Source organism: Amycolatopsis sp. NPDC003861 (assembly GCF_053605405.1).
This window is the reverse complement of sequence record NZ_JBSGJD010000239.1, coordinates 1-14834: the sequence shown is the minus strand read 5'-3', so window position 1 is coordinate 14834 and position 14834 is coordinate 1. Positions and strand designations below refer to the sequence as shown.

The following is a 14834-nucleotide window of genomic DNA, read 5'->3' as shown; positions in this document are numbered from 1 at the left end:
TCTCCAGCCCCCGGCCACCACCGAGATCAACACCCAAACCCCACCCCTCTTTCCCAACCCGCCCCCCCCCCGATCGGGCACGGCCCCCGGGGCGCCGCGCCGGTCCGCCGCCGGCCGGCGGTGACGGCTGGCGGTGACGGCCCCTCGCCTCGCCGCGGGGTGACTTCCGGCGGTTCGGATCGGCCCCCGGTTCTCCGCGGACGGCCGGTCGCCCCTTCGGCTCGCGTGATCGAAGGGTCGACACGGCCCGGAACAGCCGTGAGCGGAGCCGGTCGTCAACCGCCGACGTGGATGCCCGGGCGGCGGGCCGGGTCCCTCTCCGCGCTGCGGATGATCTCCCGCACCACCGGGGCCGTGTCGCCGCGGCCGAGGAGCAGGTAGCGGAACAGGTGGCCGAGCGGGTTGCCCTCCGACCACTCGAAATAACACCGGGGCCGGACACCCGTCACGTCGCGCAGGGTGAGCAGGATCGCCGCGATCGCGTTGGGGGCCGCGGGGCTGTTCGCGCGGAGGATCCGGTAGCCGTCGATCTCCACGCCGCGCACCTCGAGCACGTTGCTGAACTCCGACGGGTCCACCACGTCGATCTCCAGGAACAGGATGTCGGCCGCACCGGGCACCGGGTTCATCCCGCGCTGCTCGGCCTCCTTCGCCGAATACTCGGCGTGGTCGCCGCCCTGGCGCTTGTTGGCGACGATGTTCAGGGCGCCGTCGTGGGCCAGTGAGCCGGCGATGAACCGGCGGGCCTCCTCGTCGAACTCGATGCGGTCGGCGCGCAGTTCCGTCGTCCGCGACACGCGGGACACCAGCGAAACGACGATGATCCCGAGGATGAACAGGGCCGAGATGGCGATCCCGTCCGGCTTTTCGATGACGTTTTCGACGAGGGCGTACAGCAGCACGAGCGTCAGGACGACGAAGCCGGCGGCCGCACCGCGCTGGCGGTGCCGGATCGCCGAGATGCTGACGGCGACCGCGCCGGAGACCATCATCGCCAGGATGCCGGTCGCGTAGGCGCCGGCCTGGGCGTTGACGTCGGCGCCGAACGCGATGGTGATGAGGATGCTGATCACCGTGTAGACGACGACCACCGGCCGGACGGCGCGGCCCCACTCCGGCGCCATGCCGTACGAGGGCAGGTACCGCGGGACGATGTTGATCAGCCCGGCCATCGCCGAGGCCCCGGCGAACCACAGGATCAGCACGCTGCTGACGTCGTAGACGGTCCCGAAGAGCTCGCCGAGTTCGCGGTGGGCGAGGTAGGCCATGGCGCGGCCGTTGGCCTCGCCGCCGTCCTTGAAGGCGTCGGCCGGGATCAGCACCGTGGTGACGAAGCTGGTCGCGATCAGGAACACCGACATGATGAGCGCGGCGGCCGTCAGCAGCTTGCGCGTGTTGCGGATCCGGGATTCCAGCTTCTCCTCGGCGTTCTTCCCGTCGGCCGCGACCAGCGGCATCATGCTCACGCCGGTCTCGAACCCGGACAGCCCCAGCACCAGCATCGGGAAGGCGATGACGGCCGGGCCGATGACGCCGGCGAACCCGCCACCGCCGGCGGTGAGCGCGTCGGCCCAGTGGGAGAGGGCGGCCGGATCGCCGAGCAGGTCGATCACGCCCGCGACCGTCACCACGGCGTTGAGCAGCAGGAAGACGGCGACGAGCGGGATGGCGACCCCGACGGCCTCGCTGAACCCGAGCAGGAACACCCCGCCGAGGATGAGCAGCAGCACGACGGTGATCAGCACCGCGTGGCCGTGCAGGAAGCCCGGCAGGTACGGGTTCTCCAGTAGGTGCACGGTGGCGTCCGCCGACGACAGCGTGATCGTGATGATCCACGACGTCGCGACGAACCCGAGCAGGGTGAGGACGAAGAGCTTCCCGCGCCAGAACGGCAGCAGGTTCTCCAGCATCGCGACCGAGCCCTGGCCGTGCGGGCTTTCGCGGGCCACCCGGCGGTACATCGGCAGCATCCCGAGCAGCGTCAGCGCGACGATCAGGAGGGTCGCCAGCGGCGAGAGCGCCCCGGCGGCGAGCGCGGCGATGCCGGGCAGGTAGGAGAGGGTGGAGAAGTAGTCGACGCCGGTCAGGCACATGACCTTCCACCACGCCTGCGGCGTGCCGTGGTCCTCGCCGCCCGCGCGGCCGACCGGCGCGACGCGGTGCTCCAGGAGCCACCGCGCCACGGGCGAAGAGGGCGGCTGCGGCGGTGCCGGGCTGTCGACGCTCGCCGGTATGGTCAAATCGGGTGAAGCACCCATTTCGCCCTCTCGTCCCCTCGTCCCCCGCAAAACCGTGGTGCTCAGCATGCCCGACCCCGCGGCGACGGCGCACGGGAGGCTCCGGACCGGCGGTCCTCTTCGGACGGTAGGGGCCTCGCGCGTGATTGGAGGGGCGACACGCGTGATGGGAGGTCGACACGGCGTTCGCCGTTTCCCGGGCCGCGACGGCGGGTAGCCGAGGCGACATGCCCGGACGTGAAGACTTGCCCAGCACGTTGCTGCGGTCGCCGCGCAAGGCCCAGGACACCTGGGTGGCCGCGCACGACTCCGCCCTGGCCACCTACGGCCCCGGCCGGCGGGCCCAGCAGACCGCCTACTCGGCCTTGAAGCACACCTTCGAGAAGGTCGGCGACCACTGGGAACCCAAGCCGGAGCGCGGGCCGTCGGACGAGCAGGCCGCCCGGGGCGCCGGGCAGCCCGAAAAGCCGACCCACGGCGGCGTCAACGCCACCGCGAGCCGGCAGCACCTCTACGAGCGCGCCAAGCAGCTCGGCGTCCCCGGCCGGTCACGGATGTCCAAGGACGAGCTCGTCGCCGCCCTGGAGAAGGAAAACCGCCGGCGCACCGACCGGGCCCGGCGGGCCGGGTGAGGTGCCCGGTCAGAACTCGTCGGTGCCGGTGAGCTCGTGCTCGAAGGCGTCCGCGCGGGCGACGACCGCCTTGAGCGGGCGCTCGAACTCCTCCTGGATGCTGAGGTCCTCCAGCGGCACGGTGTGCTTCAGCAGCGCGACGCCGTCGACCACCGCCGCACCGCCGACGGCCGAGCCGCCCGCCAGCTCGAGGAACCGGCGCAGGTCGACCCGGTCGGCCCAGCCGACCGGGGAGGACAGCTCGATCCACGAGCCGCCGTCGAGCTCCGTGAGGTGATGCACCGTCACCTGCTGCGTCCGGTCCCGCGGGCCCTCCAGCCGGAACCGCAGCCAGCCCTCCGACTCCTCGAGGACCTCGTACCGCGTCCGGACAAAGTTGATCACGTCGATCCAGGTGGTCACCCGCTGCGCCTCCCGCCTTCGGCCTGCCTGCGCGGTCGAGCATCTCACGTCCGCGTGAACAACGGACCGCTGGTTGCCGGGGCGGTTCCGTGACACGATCGAAGGCGTGCGGAGCCGTCCAGCAGCGTGGCGGATTTCGCCGGTCGTCGTCGGCGGTGAGCACCGGTGACCACCGGCCGTCCGGCGCGGTTCCCGGTCGTGGCCCTGGTCGCTTCGGCCGGCGGCCTGGACGCCTTCGCGCGGGTGCTCGGCCCGCTGCCCGCGGGCTTCCCGGCGGCGGTGCTCGTCGCTCAGCACCTCGACCCGTTGCGGGCGAGCCACCTGACGTCGATCCTGGCCGAGCGCACCGCACTCCGGGTGGCCGAAGCCGGCGACGGCGACGAGCTCGTTCCCGGCGTGGCCCTGGTCGTCCCGGCGGGCCGGCACCTGCTGCTGGCGCCGGAATCGCGGGTCGTGCTGGTGGACGCCGGTGCCCTGCCGCCGGCGCGGCCGTCGGCGGACCTGCTGCTGGCCACCCTCGCCGTGACCTGCGGCCCCCGGGCACTGGCCGTGGTCCTGACCGGCAAGGGCACCGACGCCCAGGCCGGGATCCGTGCCGTCGCCCGCTGCGGCGGCACCGTGTTCGCCCAGGACGAGGCGACGTCCGCGCACTTCGGCATGCCCGGCGCCGCCATCCGCACGGGCCTGGTCCACGCCGTGCTGCCGCTGCCTGGGATCGCCGCCGCCGTGCTCGCCCACGTCTCGTCCGCGAGCGACCGGGTGTTTAGCCCGGACAGTGGGGGCTACCCGGTGTAGTGAACGGTCTCCACTACCGTGAGCTCCACAGTGAGGAGGTGGGCGCGGTGCCACCCTTCCGGCGTGACCTCGTGGTCGTCGGTGCGTCGGCCGGCGGGGTCGAGGCGCTGCGCACGGTGGTGTCGGCGCTGCCGCCGGACTTCCCCGCCGCGGTGCTGGTCACCATGCACCTGTCCGCCGGGACGCAGAGTGCGCTGGCCCGCATCCTCGACCGAGCGGGCCCGCTGCCGGCCCGGGAAGCGCGCCACGGCGCACCGATCGAGCCGGGCACCGTCTCCGTCGCGCGCCCGGACCAGCACCTGCTCACCGGCGACGGGATTCTCGTCCTGACCCAGGGGCCGACCGAGAACGGGCACCGCCCGGCGATCAACGCGACCTTCCGGTCGGCTGCCCTGACCGGCGGTCCGAGGGCCGTCGGCGTCGTGCTCTCGGGCGTGCTGGACGACGGCGCGGCCGGGCTGCGCGCGATCGTGGACCGGGGCGGCGTCGCCGTCGTCCAGGACCCGGCCGACGCGCTGTACAGCGGCATGCCGGAGAACGCGCTGGCTCAGGTGGACACCGAGCACGTGGTGCGGGCCGGCGAGCTCGGCGCGCTGCTCGACAAGCTGGTCCGGATGCCGGTCGAGGCGGCCGAGCTCCCGCCGCCCCCGGTGTCCCTGCTGCTGGAGGACCGGATCGCCCGCGAAGCGGTCCGCGCCGGCGCGCTCCCGGACGCCGAACGGGACGACGCATCGGGGTACACCTGCCCGGACTGCCAGGGCTCGCTCACCGAGGTCGACCTCGGCCGGTACCGCTGCCGGATCGGGCACGCCTGGTCGGCGCAGGCCCTGCTCGCGGCCCACGACGGCGAGTTCCGGTTCGCGTTGCAGAAGGCGTTGCGCGCGCTCGACGAAAAGGCGGGCCTGTCCCGGAAGCTGGCCGCCCAGCTCTCCGGACGGCACCCGGGCGGGCTCTCGGACCGCTATGCGGCGTCGGCCGGCGAAGCCGCGCAAGCCGCGGAGACCCTGCGCCGGTTCCTCCTCGAGACGACCGACGGCGCCGGGGAGGAAACGGCGGCACCATGAGCCACACCCCCGTCCACCTGACCGTCGGCCGCCGCGAAGAGGCGACCGTCGTTCAGGTCAGCGGTGAACTGAACCTCGGTTCGTACCCCGTCCTGCGCGACGGCCTGCTCAAGATCGCCACCGACGCGCCGGACGGCTTGGTGGCCGACATCGGCGAGCTGGCCATCGCCGACTCCTCGCTGGTGAGCGTGTTCTCCCTGGTCGCCATGCGGATCGGCGACTGGCCGGGCATCCCGTTCACGATCGTCGCCGAGGCGGGGCAGCGGGTGCTGCTGATTCGGCACGTGGTCGACCGCTACGTCCCGGTCCGCGCCGGCCTGGCGGCGGCGATCGCGGCACTGGACCACCCGGTGCGCCGCCGGAGTGAACGCACCTTTTCCCGCGCCGAAAGCACGTCGGCGCACGTCCGCGAGTTCGTGACGCGCCGGTTGCTCGAGTGGGAGGTGGCCGAGCTCGCCGAGGACGCCCGCCTGATCGCCACCGAGCTGGTCGAGAACGTCCTGCGGCACACCGCTTCCGAACCGAAGCTGCGGCTCGACCTGCGCCGCGGGGTGTGCACGGTGGCCGTGGCCGACCAGGACACCCGGCCGGCCATGCTGCTCGAACGGCTGTCCCCGTTCGAACCGGGCATGGGACTGAAGCTGGTCGCGCAGGTCGCCCGTTCGTGGGGCTGCAGCCGGTCGTGGGCCGGGGGCAAGGTCGTCTGGGCCGTGCTGGTTCCGAGTGCCCGCACCACCGGTGACCGTCCGGCCGGGTAGCGTGTCGGACCGTGACCGAGCCCAAGGAACCCAACGGCGAGTTCGAGTCCGTGCTCACCTACCTCAAGGAGTCGAGGGGCTTCGACTTCACCGGGTACAAGCGGAGCAGCCTGATGCGCCGGGTCCGCCGCCGGATGAGCCAGGTCGAGATCGACAGCTACGCGGACTACATCGACCAGCTCCAGGTCAACGCCGACGAGTTCGTCGCACTGTTCAACACGATCCTGATCAACGTGACCGGGTTCTTCCGCGATCCGGACGCGTGGGACCACCTGCGGGAGCACGTGCTGCCGGCCCTGCTGGCCGAGCGCAGTCCCGAAGAGCCGATCCGCGTGTGGAGCGCCGGCTGCGCGGCCGGCCAGGAGGCCTACAGCCTCGCGATGCTCTTCGCCGACACCCTCGGCGTCGAGGCGTTCCGGCAGCGGGTGAAGATCTACGCCACGGACGTCGACGACGAGGCACTGGCGCAGGCCCGGCACGCGGCCTACACCCCGGCGGAGGTCGAAGGGCTCAGCGAGGCGCAGCTGGAGCAGTTCTTCGAGCTGCAGGGCAGCCGGTACTGCTTCCGCAAGGACCTGCGCCGGTCGGTGATCTTCGGCCGCAACGACCTGGTGCAGGACGCCCCGATCTCGCGGATCGACCTGCTGGTCTGCCGCAACACGCTGATGTACTTCAACGCCGAGACCCAAACCAAGATCCTGGAACGGTTCCACTTCGCCCTCGCGCCCCGCGGCGTGCTGTTCCTCGGCAAGGCCGAGATGCTGTTGTCCCACACCAGGATCTTCGAGCCGGTGGACCTCAAGCGCCGGGTCTTCCGCAAGGCCGTCAACGCGCCCGTGAGCTTCAACCACTTCGTGTCCCACAGCTTCCCGCAGCGGCGCACGCAGGACATCTCCGGCCTGGAGGAACTGCGTGAGCACGCCTTCTCGGCGAGCCCGGTCGCGCAGATCGTCTTCACCGAAGGCGAGACCACGGCGCTGATCAACGCACAGGCGGAAGTCGCGTTCGGACTGTCCGAACGCGACATCGGGCGGCCGTTGCGCGATCTCGACGTCTCCTACCGCCCGGTGGCGCTGCGCGCGTACGTCGAGCAGGCCCGGCTGGAACGCCGGTCGCTGCGGATCAAGGACGTCGAGTGGCGCCGGGCCGGCGAGACCGTCTGGTACGAAGTGCACGTCAACCCGCTGGTGAACAAGGACAAAACGCTGCTCGGCGTCTCGGTGGTGTTCCACGACGTGAGCTGGGCGCGCCAGCTGCTCACCGAGCTGGAGCACACCAACCGGCAGCTGGAGTCGGCCTACGAGGAACTCCAGTCGACCAACGAAGAGCTCGAGACCACCAACGAGGAACTCCAGTCCACCGTGGAAGAACTGGAGACGACCAACGAGGAACTCCAGTCCACCAACGAGGAACTGGAGACGATGAACGAAGAGCTGCAGTCCACCAACGACGAGCTGCAGACGATCAACGACGCCCTGCGCGAGCGCAGCCTCGACCTCGACGAGGTGAACGAGTTCCTCGAATCGGTGCTCACCTCGATCCGGGCCGGCATCGTCGTCATCGACGCCGAGATGCGGATCAAGGCGTGGAACCGCGGCGCCGAGGACCTCTGGGGCGTGCGGCGCGAGGAGGCCGAAGGCACCCACCTGCTGAACCTGGACATCGGCCTCCCGGTCGCCGACATTCGCCCGGTCGTCCGCGAAGCCCTGTCGGACGCGACGTACTACGGCGAGCTGATGCTCGACGCGATCAACCGCCGCGGCCGCGCGGCGGTCGTCCGCCTGCTGTGCAGCCCGCTGCGCACCCCGAACGGCGAGAGCCACGGCGCGCTGCTGATGATGGAGGAGACGAAGTCCGAGCAACCCGAGTGATTGCGGCGGCGCCCGCCGGGTGCTATCCGTTGATCCATGGGGTTGACCAAGGTGTGGCTCGCGACCCTCAGCGACGGCCTCCTGAGGGCCGACCAGGTCGTCGGCCTGACGGCGCACGCGACACCGGCACTGACCGGAAAGCCACCGCGCTGGCTGCTCGACGCCACGATCCGCACGGCGGCGGGCAGCGGCAGCGGCGACGGGTGGGACATCGGCATCCTCCACCGCACGCTGATCCAGACGCCGGCCGAGCCGGTGGGGGCGCCGGAAGCGCTCGCCCGCCTGCTGGCCCGGCTGGACGGTGAGGACGCGGCGGGGCTGATCGCGGCGGTGGCGGACAGCGGGAGCCGGGTGCCGAGCGTGGTGCGGTTCGCGTTCCGCCCGTTCGAGGACGACGCAGGTTCCGGGGCCTGAAGCCGGCTTGGTGGGGGCGATCCGGCCGAGCGAGGTCGCTTGGCGGCGTACGTGACTTCGGGGCCGGGCCGGGGAAGTGTGGGAAGGCCGCCGAGGGCTCCAGCGCCCGATCGGCTTGGCCTGGGCTCCGGCGACAAGCGCCGCCGGAGCCCCGCCGCCGTTACTTGGTCAGCGCCGCGATGCGGCCGAGGACCTCGGCCTCACCCAGGGCCTGGGTGATCGCGTGCAGGTCCGGGCTGCGCGTCGAGCCGGTCAGGGCGATGCGGATGATCTGCGAAGCCTCGCGGATCGAACCCGGGTAGCCCTCCGGGTTCTTCTTGAACTCCTTGGCGTTGCGGGCGAAGCCGTGCTTGGCCGCGACCGTGCGGATCTGGTCGAACCACTCCTGGCCGTCGTCGAGCTGGCGGTAGTCCGCCGCGAAGTCGCCGGCCACCGCCCGGACGACCGCCGGGTCGACGCCCAGGGCCGCGATGCGCTCGTCCTCGGGGCCGGTGACCGCCGCGTGCAGCTGGGGGAAGAAGAAGCCGTAGACCGCGCGGAACTCGCTCCACTTCTTCAGGTCCTTGCGAGGGTTCTCCGCCCCTTCGCGCTCGACGGCCAGCGCGCGCAGCGCGAGTTCCGGCTCCTCGTCCAGGACCCGGCGCAGCTCGGGGTCGAACCGCTCGGCCCAACCGCGGACGGCCTCGAGGATCTCGGCACCGGACAGCGTCGCGATGTGGTCGGCCGCGATGTCGTCCAGCTTGACCAGGTCCACCAGCGGGCCCGCCACGCCGCACTCGGCGAGGTTGATCGGCTCGGTCAGCGCCTGCTCCAGCGGCATTTCCGCGAGCCGGCCGTTGACGAGGCCGCGCAGGTAGTACAGCACCGCGTCGGCGGGGTAGCCGGTCTCGATGAAGAAGTCGACCGACGCTTCCGGGTCCTTGCGCTTGGACAGCTTGCGCTTGCTGCCGCCCTCCTGCTTCATCAGCGGCGCGATGTGCGCATAGGTGATCGGCTCGAAGCCGAGCGCGTCGAACAGCTGCTGGTGCACCGGGACCGACGAGATCCACTCGTCGCCGCGGATCACCAGGTTCACCCGCATGAGGTGGTCATCGACCGCGTGCGCGAAGTGGTAGGTCGGCAGCCGGGGGCTCTGGTCGGAGCTCTTGAGGATGACGACGTCGTTGCGGTTGGCCTCGGCTTCCAGCGGCCCGCGGATGGCGTCGGTGAAGCGGGCTCGGGCCCCCGTGTCGTCGGGGGCGCGGAACCGCACGACGTACGGGGTACCCGCGTCGAGCTTGGCCTGGACGTCGGCCGGGTCGGCGTCGCGCCAGATCGCCCAGCTGCCGTAGTAGCCGGTGGGCAGCTTGGTGGCCTGCTGCCGCTGGGTGATGGCGGCCAGCTCGTCCTTGGTCGCGAAGTCGAGGTAGGCCTTGCCCTGGCGAAGCAGGTCGCGGACGTAGCTGAGGTAGATCCGCTCGCGTTCCGACTGCTGGTACGGGCCGTAGCCGCCGCCGCGGTGGATGTCCTCGTCGGCGGCGAGGTGGAAGTAGGAGAAGCCGCGCTCGAACTGCTCGAGGACGCCCTCGACCTCGCGGGACTGGTCGGTGTCCTCGATGCGCACGAGGTAGCGGCCGCCGGAGCGCCGGGCGACGTCCTGGTCGATCAGGCCGACGTAGACGCCGCCGAGGTGGAGGGAGCCGGTCGGCGACGGGCCCAGGCGCGTGACCAGCGCGCCTTCGGGGAGGCCACGGGCGGGGTACTGCTGCTCCCAGTGCTCGGGCTCGGGCAGATCGGCAGGGAAGAGTGCGTCGATGACCGCTCGGTCCAGCATGGGTTGTTCTCCCGCGTCGTGGTGCGCTTGCTTCGGCGAAAATGGCCGGTTTCGCCGTCGACGAGCCTAGCCGTGCGGCCTGCCGCCCCGGCCGGGCAGGTGGTGCTCGGCGGGCCGCGGTGCTAGCTTGCCGGGAATGCGTCGTCGGATTCCGTTCGCCAGAACGCTTTCGGCCTTGGCCGCCCTCCTCGTCCTCCCGCTGACCGCCCCGGCGGCCGCCTCCGCGGCGCCGGGCCGTGAATGCGCGACCCCGTCGATCGACCGGCTGCAGCAGTGGCTGGCCAGCGGCGAAGGGACGACCGTCCCGGCCACCGGGAGCCTGCTCGTGCCCGAGGGGCGCCGGTACGCGGCCCGGGTGACGTTCCTGAACGCCGAGTGGCACGTGGCCGTCGTCTGGCTGGGCAACCGGTTCGAGGCGCAGGCCGACCTGTCCCGGTCAGCGGGATTCCTGCTGACCTACCGCGCGACCGACGATCTCTACGTCCAGCTGCGCCCGGCCTCGCACTGGAGCGGCGGCGACAAGTGGCTGACGCTCGTGCCGTCGACGGGCGGCCGGTTGGTGACGAAGTTCTTCAGCTTCTCGCCGCGCCGGTGGACGTCGCTGCCGGAACTGGGGACGCCGTCGTACTCGTTCGCGTCGGCGCTGCGCGAGGCGCGGGGGCTGGTGTTCGTCGGCAAGACGCCGAACGAGCTGGAGTTCCGCGGCCTGCGCATCGACGGCTACCGGCCGCCCTGCCTCTGACGGAAATTGTCGGTGCCCCGTGTGACACTGCGGGGGTGATCATCGTCTTCGAGGCCGAGCTGTGGGAATGGGACGCCCGGCGCACCGAGAGCTGGGTGTTCGTCAGCCTGCCCGCCGACGCGTCGGAGGACATCCGCGAGCTCGCCGCCGAGCCGCGGCGCGGGTTCGGCTCGGTGCGCGTCCGGGTGACGATCGGCGCCACGAGCTGGCGGACGTCGATCTTCCCGGACAGTGCGCGCGAGGCCTACGTCCTGCCGTTGAAACGCGCTGTCCGGAACGCCGAAGGCCTCGGCGTGGGGGACACCTGCACCGTCACGGTGGAGCTCGTCGATTTCTGATCGCGCGATCGGCGCGAAACGCGATCGGCGGCGGAACGGATCTGTCATGATGCGGGCACAGGGCCCCGAACCGCGCAAAGGGAGACACGATGTCCGCCCAGATGGACGAGCTGCTCGCCCAGTTCCAGAACTTCCAGAACAAGGTGCGGCAGGCCGAGGCCCGCTTCGCCGGCGTCGGCGACATGCAGGAGCGGATCGCCCGGCTGGAGACCACCGTGACTTCGCCGGACGGCACCGTGACCGTCACCGCGGGCGCCGGCGGGACCATCACCGACCTGCGGCTCACCGCCGGGGCCACCCGCGTCGAGGCCGGGCAGCTGGCCGCGACGATCATGGCCACCATCCGCCGGGCGGCGGCCGGGGCCGCGCAGCAGCAGGCCGGCATCGTGGACGAGACCTTCGGCGACGCGTTCGGCGTCGACGTCTCGGCGCAGGTGCGCGAAGCCCAGGCGGAAGCCTTCGGAACCGCGGCGGCCGAACCTGCGTCGGACCCTCAGCCGCGGCAGCCGTCGCGGCCCGTCCGCCGGCCCGTCGCCGGGGACGACGACGACTTCGACCAGGGCCCCATCCTCCGCCGATCCTAGGGAAACCCGCGATGCCAGACGGAATCCAGACGAACATCGGGGCGATCTCCGCCTACGCCAAGCAACTGCCGTTCTACGAGCAGGAAGCGGACAAGTTCGGCGCGAAGATCGACGCCGCCGACGTCACGAACGAGGCTTGGGGACTTGTCGGCCTCTGGGCCAAGCAGGGCTACACCGACCGCCTCGCCGAGCTGCGTTCGCTGCTCACCGACCTCAAGGACGGCGTGGACGGGTTCACCACGAAGCTGACCAAGGCCGCGGAGATGTACCAGGGCGCCGAAGACGCCGGGAAGGTCACCTTCGGCCGGTACGAGGCGGAAATCGACGCGATCGGACAGGGCGAGTGACCGAGCCGAAGAAGAGCATCGCCGACGCGCTGGACGTCGGGGCCTACGACGAGAGCATGGGCGCGAACCTCGACCGCGCGGCCGGGTTCGTGCCGGTGGCCGGCACCGCCTACAAGGCGGGCAAGAAGATCGGCGAGCACGCCCGGCAGGCCGCGGAGGCGGACGGCCCGGGCGAGCTGGCCTCCGCGGGGGCGGCGCTGGTCGGGGACGGCGCGGCGTTCGTCGGGGCCGCGGCCGCCGACATGGTCACCTTCGCGATGGACCCGATCGGGTGGCTGGTCAGCCACGGCCTCAACATGCTGCTCGAACTGGTCCAGCCGCTGCAGGACGCGCTGCACCAGGTCACTGGCGACGGCCCGGCCATCGGCCACGCGTCGGAAAACTTCGTCACGATCGCGCAGGGCTTCGTCGCGCTGGCCGACGACTTCGAGCGCACCGGCGACACCGCGCTGGCCGAGTGGGTGGACGAAGCCGGCAACGCGGCGAAGGAAGCGCTGGGCGACTTCTCCTCCGGCATCCGCGGCATCGGCTCGGCCGCCGGTTCGGTGGCCGAGGTGCTGCAGATGTGGTCGATGGTCATGGTGGTCATCGAAGAGGTGATCAAGGGGATCATCACCGAGCTGGTGTCCTGGCTGATCACGCTGTGGCTGCCGGCGCTGGCGGCGTCGGTGATCAGCTTCGGCGGTTCGGTGGCGGCCGCGATGACGGCGTCGATCGCCAAGGCGGCCAGCGTGCTGCAGAAGGTGACGCGCTACCTCGGCAAGTTCGGCAAGCTGCTCGACAAGTTCATGGAGTTCCTGGTCCGGTACTCCGGGAAGCTCGAGGTGTTCGCCCGCAAGCTGCGCATCGGCGTGATGCCGGGCGAGACGAAGTTCGGCTTCGGCGCGGTCGCCCAGGGCTGGCAGCCGAGCAACCGGGCGCTCACGACGATGTTCGGCACCTCGGCCGGGGTCAAGCCGTTCCTGGCCGGTGCGGGGGTGAAGGCCGGCATCGGTGCGGGCAAGGGTGCGTTCGCCGAGGGCAAGGAAGCCGTGTCCGCGGAGGGGGACGAGCCGTGGTTCGACAAGAGCGAGATCGGCGGGGACCGGAGCCCGGAGGAGACGCGCAAGGACCTCGACATTTGAGCGAGCGCATCGATCGCTGGGCCGAGGACACCCGGGTCCGGCCCGGGCACCGCGAGCGCGTCGAGGCACTGCTGCGGGACCGGTGGCACGAGCCGGTCATCGTGCTGCACTTCGGCGACACCGACGTGGGCTACGACGTCCCCGGCCGCCGCCGGGACGGCACCGTCGTCGGGAAGCGGCTGATCCGGCGGTTCTTCTGGAACGTGCTACGCGGGATCGGCGCCGCGGTGTTCGGCGTCTTCGCCCTGGCGCACGGCGAACGGCCGGGGCTGCCGTTCCAGCGCGTGATCGGCGTCACGGGCCCGGAGAACGCGATGGCGCTCGACCTGGTCGACCGCCTCCGGTCCGTGGGGGGCGCGTGGCTGGCGTGCTCGCCGTCCGGCCTGGCGGTGGTGGACACCGGGGCGACCTCGACCGCCCCGGCCGACGCGCCGCCGCCGCGGATCGTCTGGGAAGCGCGCAAGCCGCAGGCGCCGGAGCTCAGCTTCCGCAAGAGCACGCTGACCTGGCCGGACGGCTCGGTCTTCCGGCTGCCCGTGCAGGGCCGCACCGAGCAGCAGCACCTGCGGAAGTTCGTCGAGTTCCCGGACATCGTCCACTGGAACGGCCGCTAGTCCGCTTCGCTCGTGCAGGCCAGGCGGGCCCAGACGACCTTGCCGTCGTCGTGGTGGCGCACGCCCTAGGCGAGGGTGAGTTCGTCGACGAGCAGCAGGCCCCGGCCCCCGGCGCGGCCGGGCACCCGCAGCCGCGGTTCGCCGTGGCCGGCGTCGGCGACCGCCACGGTGACCACGCACGGGTCCTGCGCGAGGTGCAGCCGCAGCTGGCTCGGCCCGGTGGCGTGGACGTAGGCGTTTTCCAGCAGTTCCCCGATGACGATCACGGCATCGACCCGATCGGCCTCGGCGAGCGTCGCCAGCCGGGCCTCGGCCCACCGGCGCGCGGAGGTCACCGCGGCGGGGTCCGCTCCGGCCACATCGAGCACCTGCCATCCCGCGCCCAGTTCACGTGCGTCCTCCTTCTCCGGAGGGCTACCCGCGAATCCGCCGGTTACTCATCCGGGACGGCAAGGGGGTGGCCGATCCGCCAGAGGAAGGCGGCGCGCAGGGCGTCGATGAGGGCTTCGTCATCGCCTTCGCTGGGGCGCTCGCCCATCGGCAGCCAGAGCCCTTCGTCGGGGACGCCGCCGATGACGCGCGTGAGCGTGACACCCGGATAGGTGAGCGTCTCGGGTCCCCCATCGCCCTCGGAGACGACGACGCGCCGGGACTCCGCCCGGACGAGCACCTGCCGCTGGTCGTTCATGTCGCGCGTCTTCCCGAACCCCGAAAGCCTTGCCGCCGTCCAGCATAGCCACGCAAAGCGGCGAACACCTTCGGGCGAACAGCGGATTCTCGTTCACCTCAGCTCAAGAACCCCTGCGCCCCAACATCTCCGCTGGCGGACACGGCGCGCTCCGAGGGGGAGGAGAGCACGCCGCGCCCGTCTTCGAACGGTACGCCGCGGGGGAGAAGGCGGCGGGGGAACGGCTCGGTGGGTTGTTTGTATTGCCGGGTAGGGGTTTCCGGCTTGGGTGAGGTTCGAATGTCGGCGAGCGGGGTGGGAATCGGGCCGCGGGCGAGCCGACAGCTGCCGAGCGAGTCGCCGGGCCCGCCGAGCGGGCCGCAACGCCAGCCGCAACGCCAGCCGCAACGCCAGCCGCAACGCCAGCCGCAA

General features: G+C 71.7%; 17 protein-coding genes. 12 read left to right on the top strand and 5 right to left on the bottom strand.

Going from position 1 to position 14834, the window contains the following annotated elements; translation table 11 throughout:
- Positions 1–275: 275 nt before the first annotated feature.
- Entirely contained in the window at positions 276–2258 is a 1983-nt protein-coding gene (locus ACWEVN_RS38810; RefSeq protein WP_452054596.1) for an amino acid transporter, read from the bottom strand.
- 206 nt (positions 2259–2464) lie between these two features.
- On the opposite strand from ACWEVN_RS38810, the gene ACWEVN_RS38805 reads away from it, so the two are divergent.
- Positions 2465–2869: a ChaB family protein gene (locus ACWEVN_RS38805; RefSeq protein ID WP_310969957.1), complete on the top strand. Its 405-nt coding sequence runs from the start codon at positions 2465–2467 to the stop codon at positions 2867–2869.
- A 9-nt stretch (positions 2870–2878) separates the two neighbouring features.
- Here the strand turns inward: ACWEVN_RS38805 and ACWEVN_RS38800 are convergent, their stop codons facing one another.
- Complete coding sequence (locus tag ACWEVN_RS38800) at positions 2879–3271, bottom strand: hypothetical protein (RefSeq protein WP_452054595.1); 393 nt, start codon at positions 3269–3271, stop codon at positions 2879–2881.
- 165 nt (positions 3272–3436) lie between these two features.
- Between ACWEVN_RS38800 and ACWEVN_RS38795 the strand changes: the two genes are divergently transcribed.
- From ACWEVN_RS38795 to ACWEVN_RS38775, 5 genes are read left to right on the top strand one after another with little or no spacing between them, the layout of a single operon-like run.
- Positions 3437–4066 (top strand): chemotaxis protein CheB, encoded by a 630-nt coding sequence (locus tag ACWEVN_RS38795; RefSeq protein ID WP_452054594.1) that lies wholly within the window; start codon positions 3437–3439, stop codon positions 4064–4066.
- A 38-nt stretch (positions 4067–4104) separates the two neighbouring features.
- Positions 4105–5130: a chemotaxis protein CheB gene (locus tag ACWEVN_RS38790; protein ID WP_452054593.1), complete on the top strand. Its 1026-nt coding sequence runs from the start codon at positions 4105–4107 to the stop codon at positions 5128–5130.
- Positions 5127–5888 carry an ATP-binding protein gene (locus tag ACWEVN_RS38785; protein ID WP_449683588.1) on the top strand — a complete coding sequence of 254 codons (762 nt, stop codon included), beginning with the start codon at positions 5127–5129 and terminating at the stop codon, positions 5886–5888. The genes ACWEVN_RS38790 and ACWEVN_RS38785 overlap by 4 nt, the downstream gene beginning before the upstream one ends.
- A gap of 11 nt (positions 5889–5899) precedes the next feature.
- Positions 5900–7759, top strand: a complete 1860-nt coding sequence (locus ACWEVN_RS38780) for a CheR family methyltransferase (RefSeq protein WP_449683587.1) — start codon at positions 5900–5902, stop codon at positions 7757–7759.
- A 36-nt stretch (positions 7760–7795) separates the two neighbouring features.
- Complete coding sequence (locus ACWEVN_RS38775) at positions 7796–8173, top strand: hypothetical protein (RefSeq protein ID WP_449683586.1); 378 nt, start codon at positions 7796–7798, stop codon at positions 8171–8173.
- Between the two features lie 160 nt (positions 8174–8333).
- Here ACWEVN_RS38775 and ACWEVN_RS38770 read toward each other — a convergent pair whose 3' ends face one another.
- Positions 8334–9986 (bottom strand): glutamate--tRNA ligase, encoded by a 1653-nt coding sequence (locus ACWEVN_RS38770; RefSeq protein WP_452054592.1) that lies wholly within the window; start codon positions 9984–9986, stop codon positions 8334–8336.
- A 175-nt stretch (positions 9987–10161) separates the two neighbouring features.
- On the opposite strand from ACWEVN_RS38770, the gene ACWEVN_RS38765 reads away from it, so the two are divergent.
- The 6 genes from ACWEVN_RS38765 to ACWEVN_RS38740 all read left to right on the top strand — a co-directional run bounded on the left by ACWEVN_RS38765 (position 10162) and on the right by ACWEVN_RS38740 (position 13735).
- Entirely contained in the window at positions 10162–10728 is a 567-nt protein-coding gene (locus ACWEVN_RS38765) for a hypothetical protein (protein WP_452054591.1), read from the top strand.
- A 35-nt stretch (positions 10729–10763) separates the two neighbouring features.
- Positions 10764–11066 (top strand): DUF1905 domain-containing protein, encoded by a 303-nt coding sequence (locus tag ACWEVN_RS38760; protein WP_452054590.1) that lies wholly within the window; start codon positions 10764–10766, stop codon positions 11064–11066.
- Between the two features lie 89 nt (positions 11067–11155).
- On the top strand, positions 11156–11650 hold the full coding sequence (locus ACWEVN_RS38755; RefSeq protein ID WP_449683582.1) for a YbaB/EbfC family nucleoid-associated protein: 495 nt from the start codon (positions 11156–11158) through the stop codon (positions 11648–11650).
- Between the two features lie 11 nt (positions 11651–11661).
- The gene (locus ACWEVN_RS38750) at positions 11662–11997 is read left to right on the top strand and encodes a hypothetical protein (protein WP_310969968.1); all 336 of its coding nucleotides are present in this window, start codon (positions 11662–11664) and stop codon (positions 11995–11997) included.
- Positions 11994–13121, top strand: a complete 1128-nt coding sequence (locus ACWEVN_RS38745) for a hypothetical protein (RefSeq protein ID WP_310969969.1) — start codon at positions 11994–11996, stop codon at positions 13119–13121. The genes ACWEVN_RS38750 and ACWEVN_RS38745 overlap by 4 nt, the downstream gene beginning before the upstream one ends.
- Positions 13118–13735, top strand: a complete 618-nt coding sequence (locus tag ACWEVN_RS38740) for a hypothetical protein (RefSeq protein WP_452054589.1) — start codon at positions 13118–13120, stop codon at positions 13733–13735. Before ACWEVN_RS38745 ends, ACWEVN_RS38740 begins: the two co-directional genes overlap by 4 nt.
- Before the next feature lie 65 nt (positions 13736–13800).
- On the opposite strand, the gene ACWEVN_RS38735 is transcribed toward ACWEVN_RS38740, so the two are convergent.
- Positions 13801–14094: an ATP-binding protein gene (locus tag ACWEVN_RS38735; protein WP_452054588.1), complete on the bottom strand. Its 294-nt coding sequence runs from the start codon at positions 14092–14094 to the stop codon at positions 13801–13803.
- Positions 14095–14168: 74 nt separating this feature from the next.
- Positions 14169–14423, bottom strand: coding sequence for a hypothetical protein (locus ACWEVN_RS38730; protein WP_452054587.1), 255 nt, complete (start codon positions 14421–14423; stop codon positions 14169–14171).
- Positions 14424–14834: the final 411 nt, after the last annotated feature.

What these genes read in the sequence shown, in the direction of transcription:
- ACWEVN_RS38810 (WP_452054596.1), bottom strand. Translation starts at nt 2,258, where the DNA reads ATGGGTGCTTCACCCGATTTGACCATACCGGCGAGCGTCGACAGCCCG.
- ACWEVN_RS38805 (WP_310969957.1), top strand. Translation starts at nt 2,465, where the DNA reads ATGCCCGGACGTGAAGACTTGCCCAGCACGTTGCTGCGGTCGCCGCGC.
- ACWEVN_RS38785 (WP_449683588.1), top strand. Translation starts at nt 5,127, where the DNA reads ATGAGCCACACCCCCGTCCACCTGACCGTCGGCCGCCGCGAAGAGGCG.
- ACWEVN_RS38775 (WP_449683586.1), top strand. Translation starts at nt 7,796, where the DNA reads ATGGGGTTGACCAAGGTGTGGCTCGCGACCCTCAGCGACGGCCTCCTG.
- ACWEVN_RS38770 (WP_452054592.1), bottom strand. Translation starts at nt 9,986, where the DNA reads ATGCTGGACCGAGCGGTCATCGACGCACTCTTCCCTGCCGATCTGCCC.
- ACWEVN_RS38755 (WP_449683582.1), top strand. Translation starts at nt 11,156, where the DNA reads ATGTCCGCCCAGATGGACGAGCTGCTCGCCCAGTTCCAGAACTTCCAG.
- ACWEVN_RS38750 (WP_310969968.1), top strand. Translation starts at nt 11,662, where the DNA reads ATGCCAGACGGAATCCAGACGAACATCGGGGCGATCTCCGCCTACGCC.
- ACWEVN_RS38730 (WP_452054587.1), bottom strand. Translation starts at nt 14,423, where the DNA reads ATGAACGACCAGCGGCAGGTGCTCGTCCGGGCGGAGTCCCGGCGCGTC.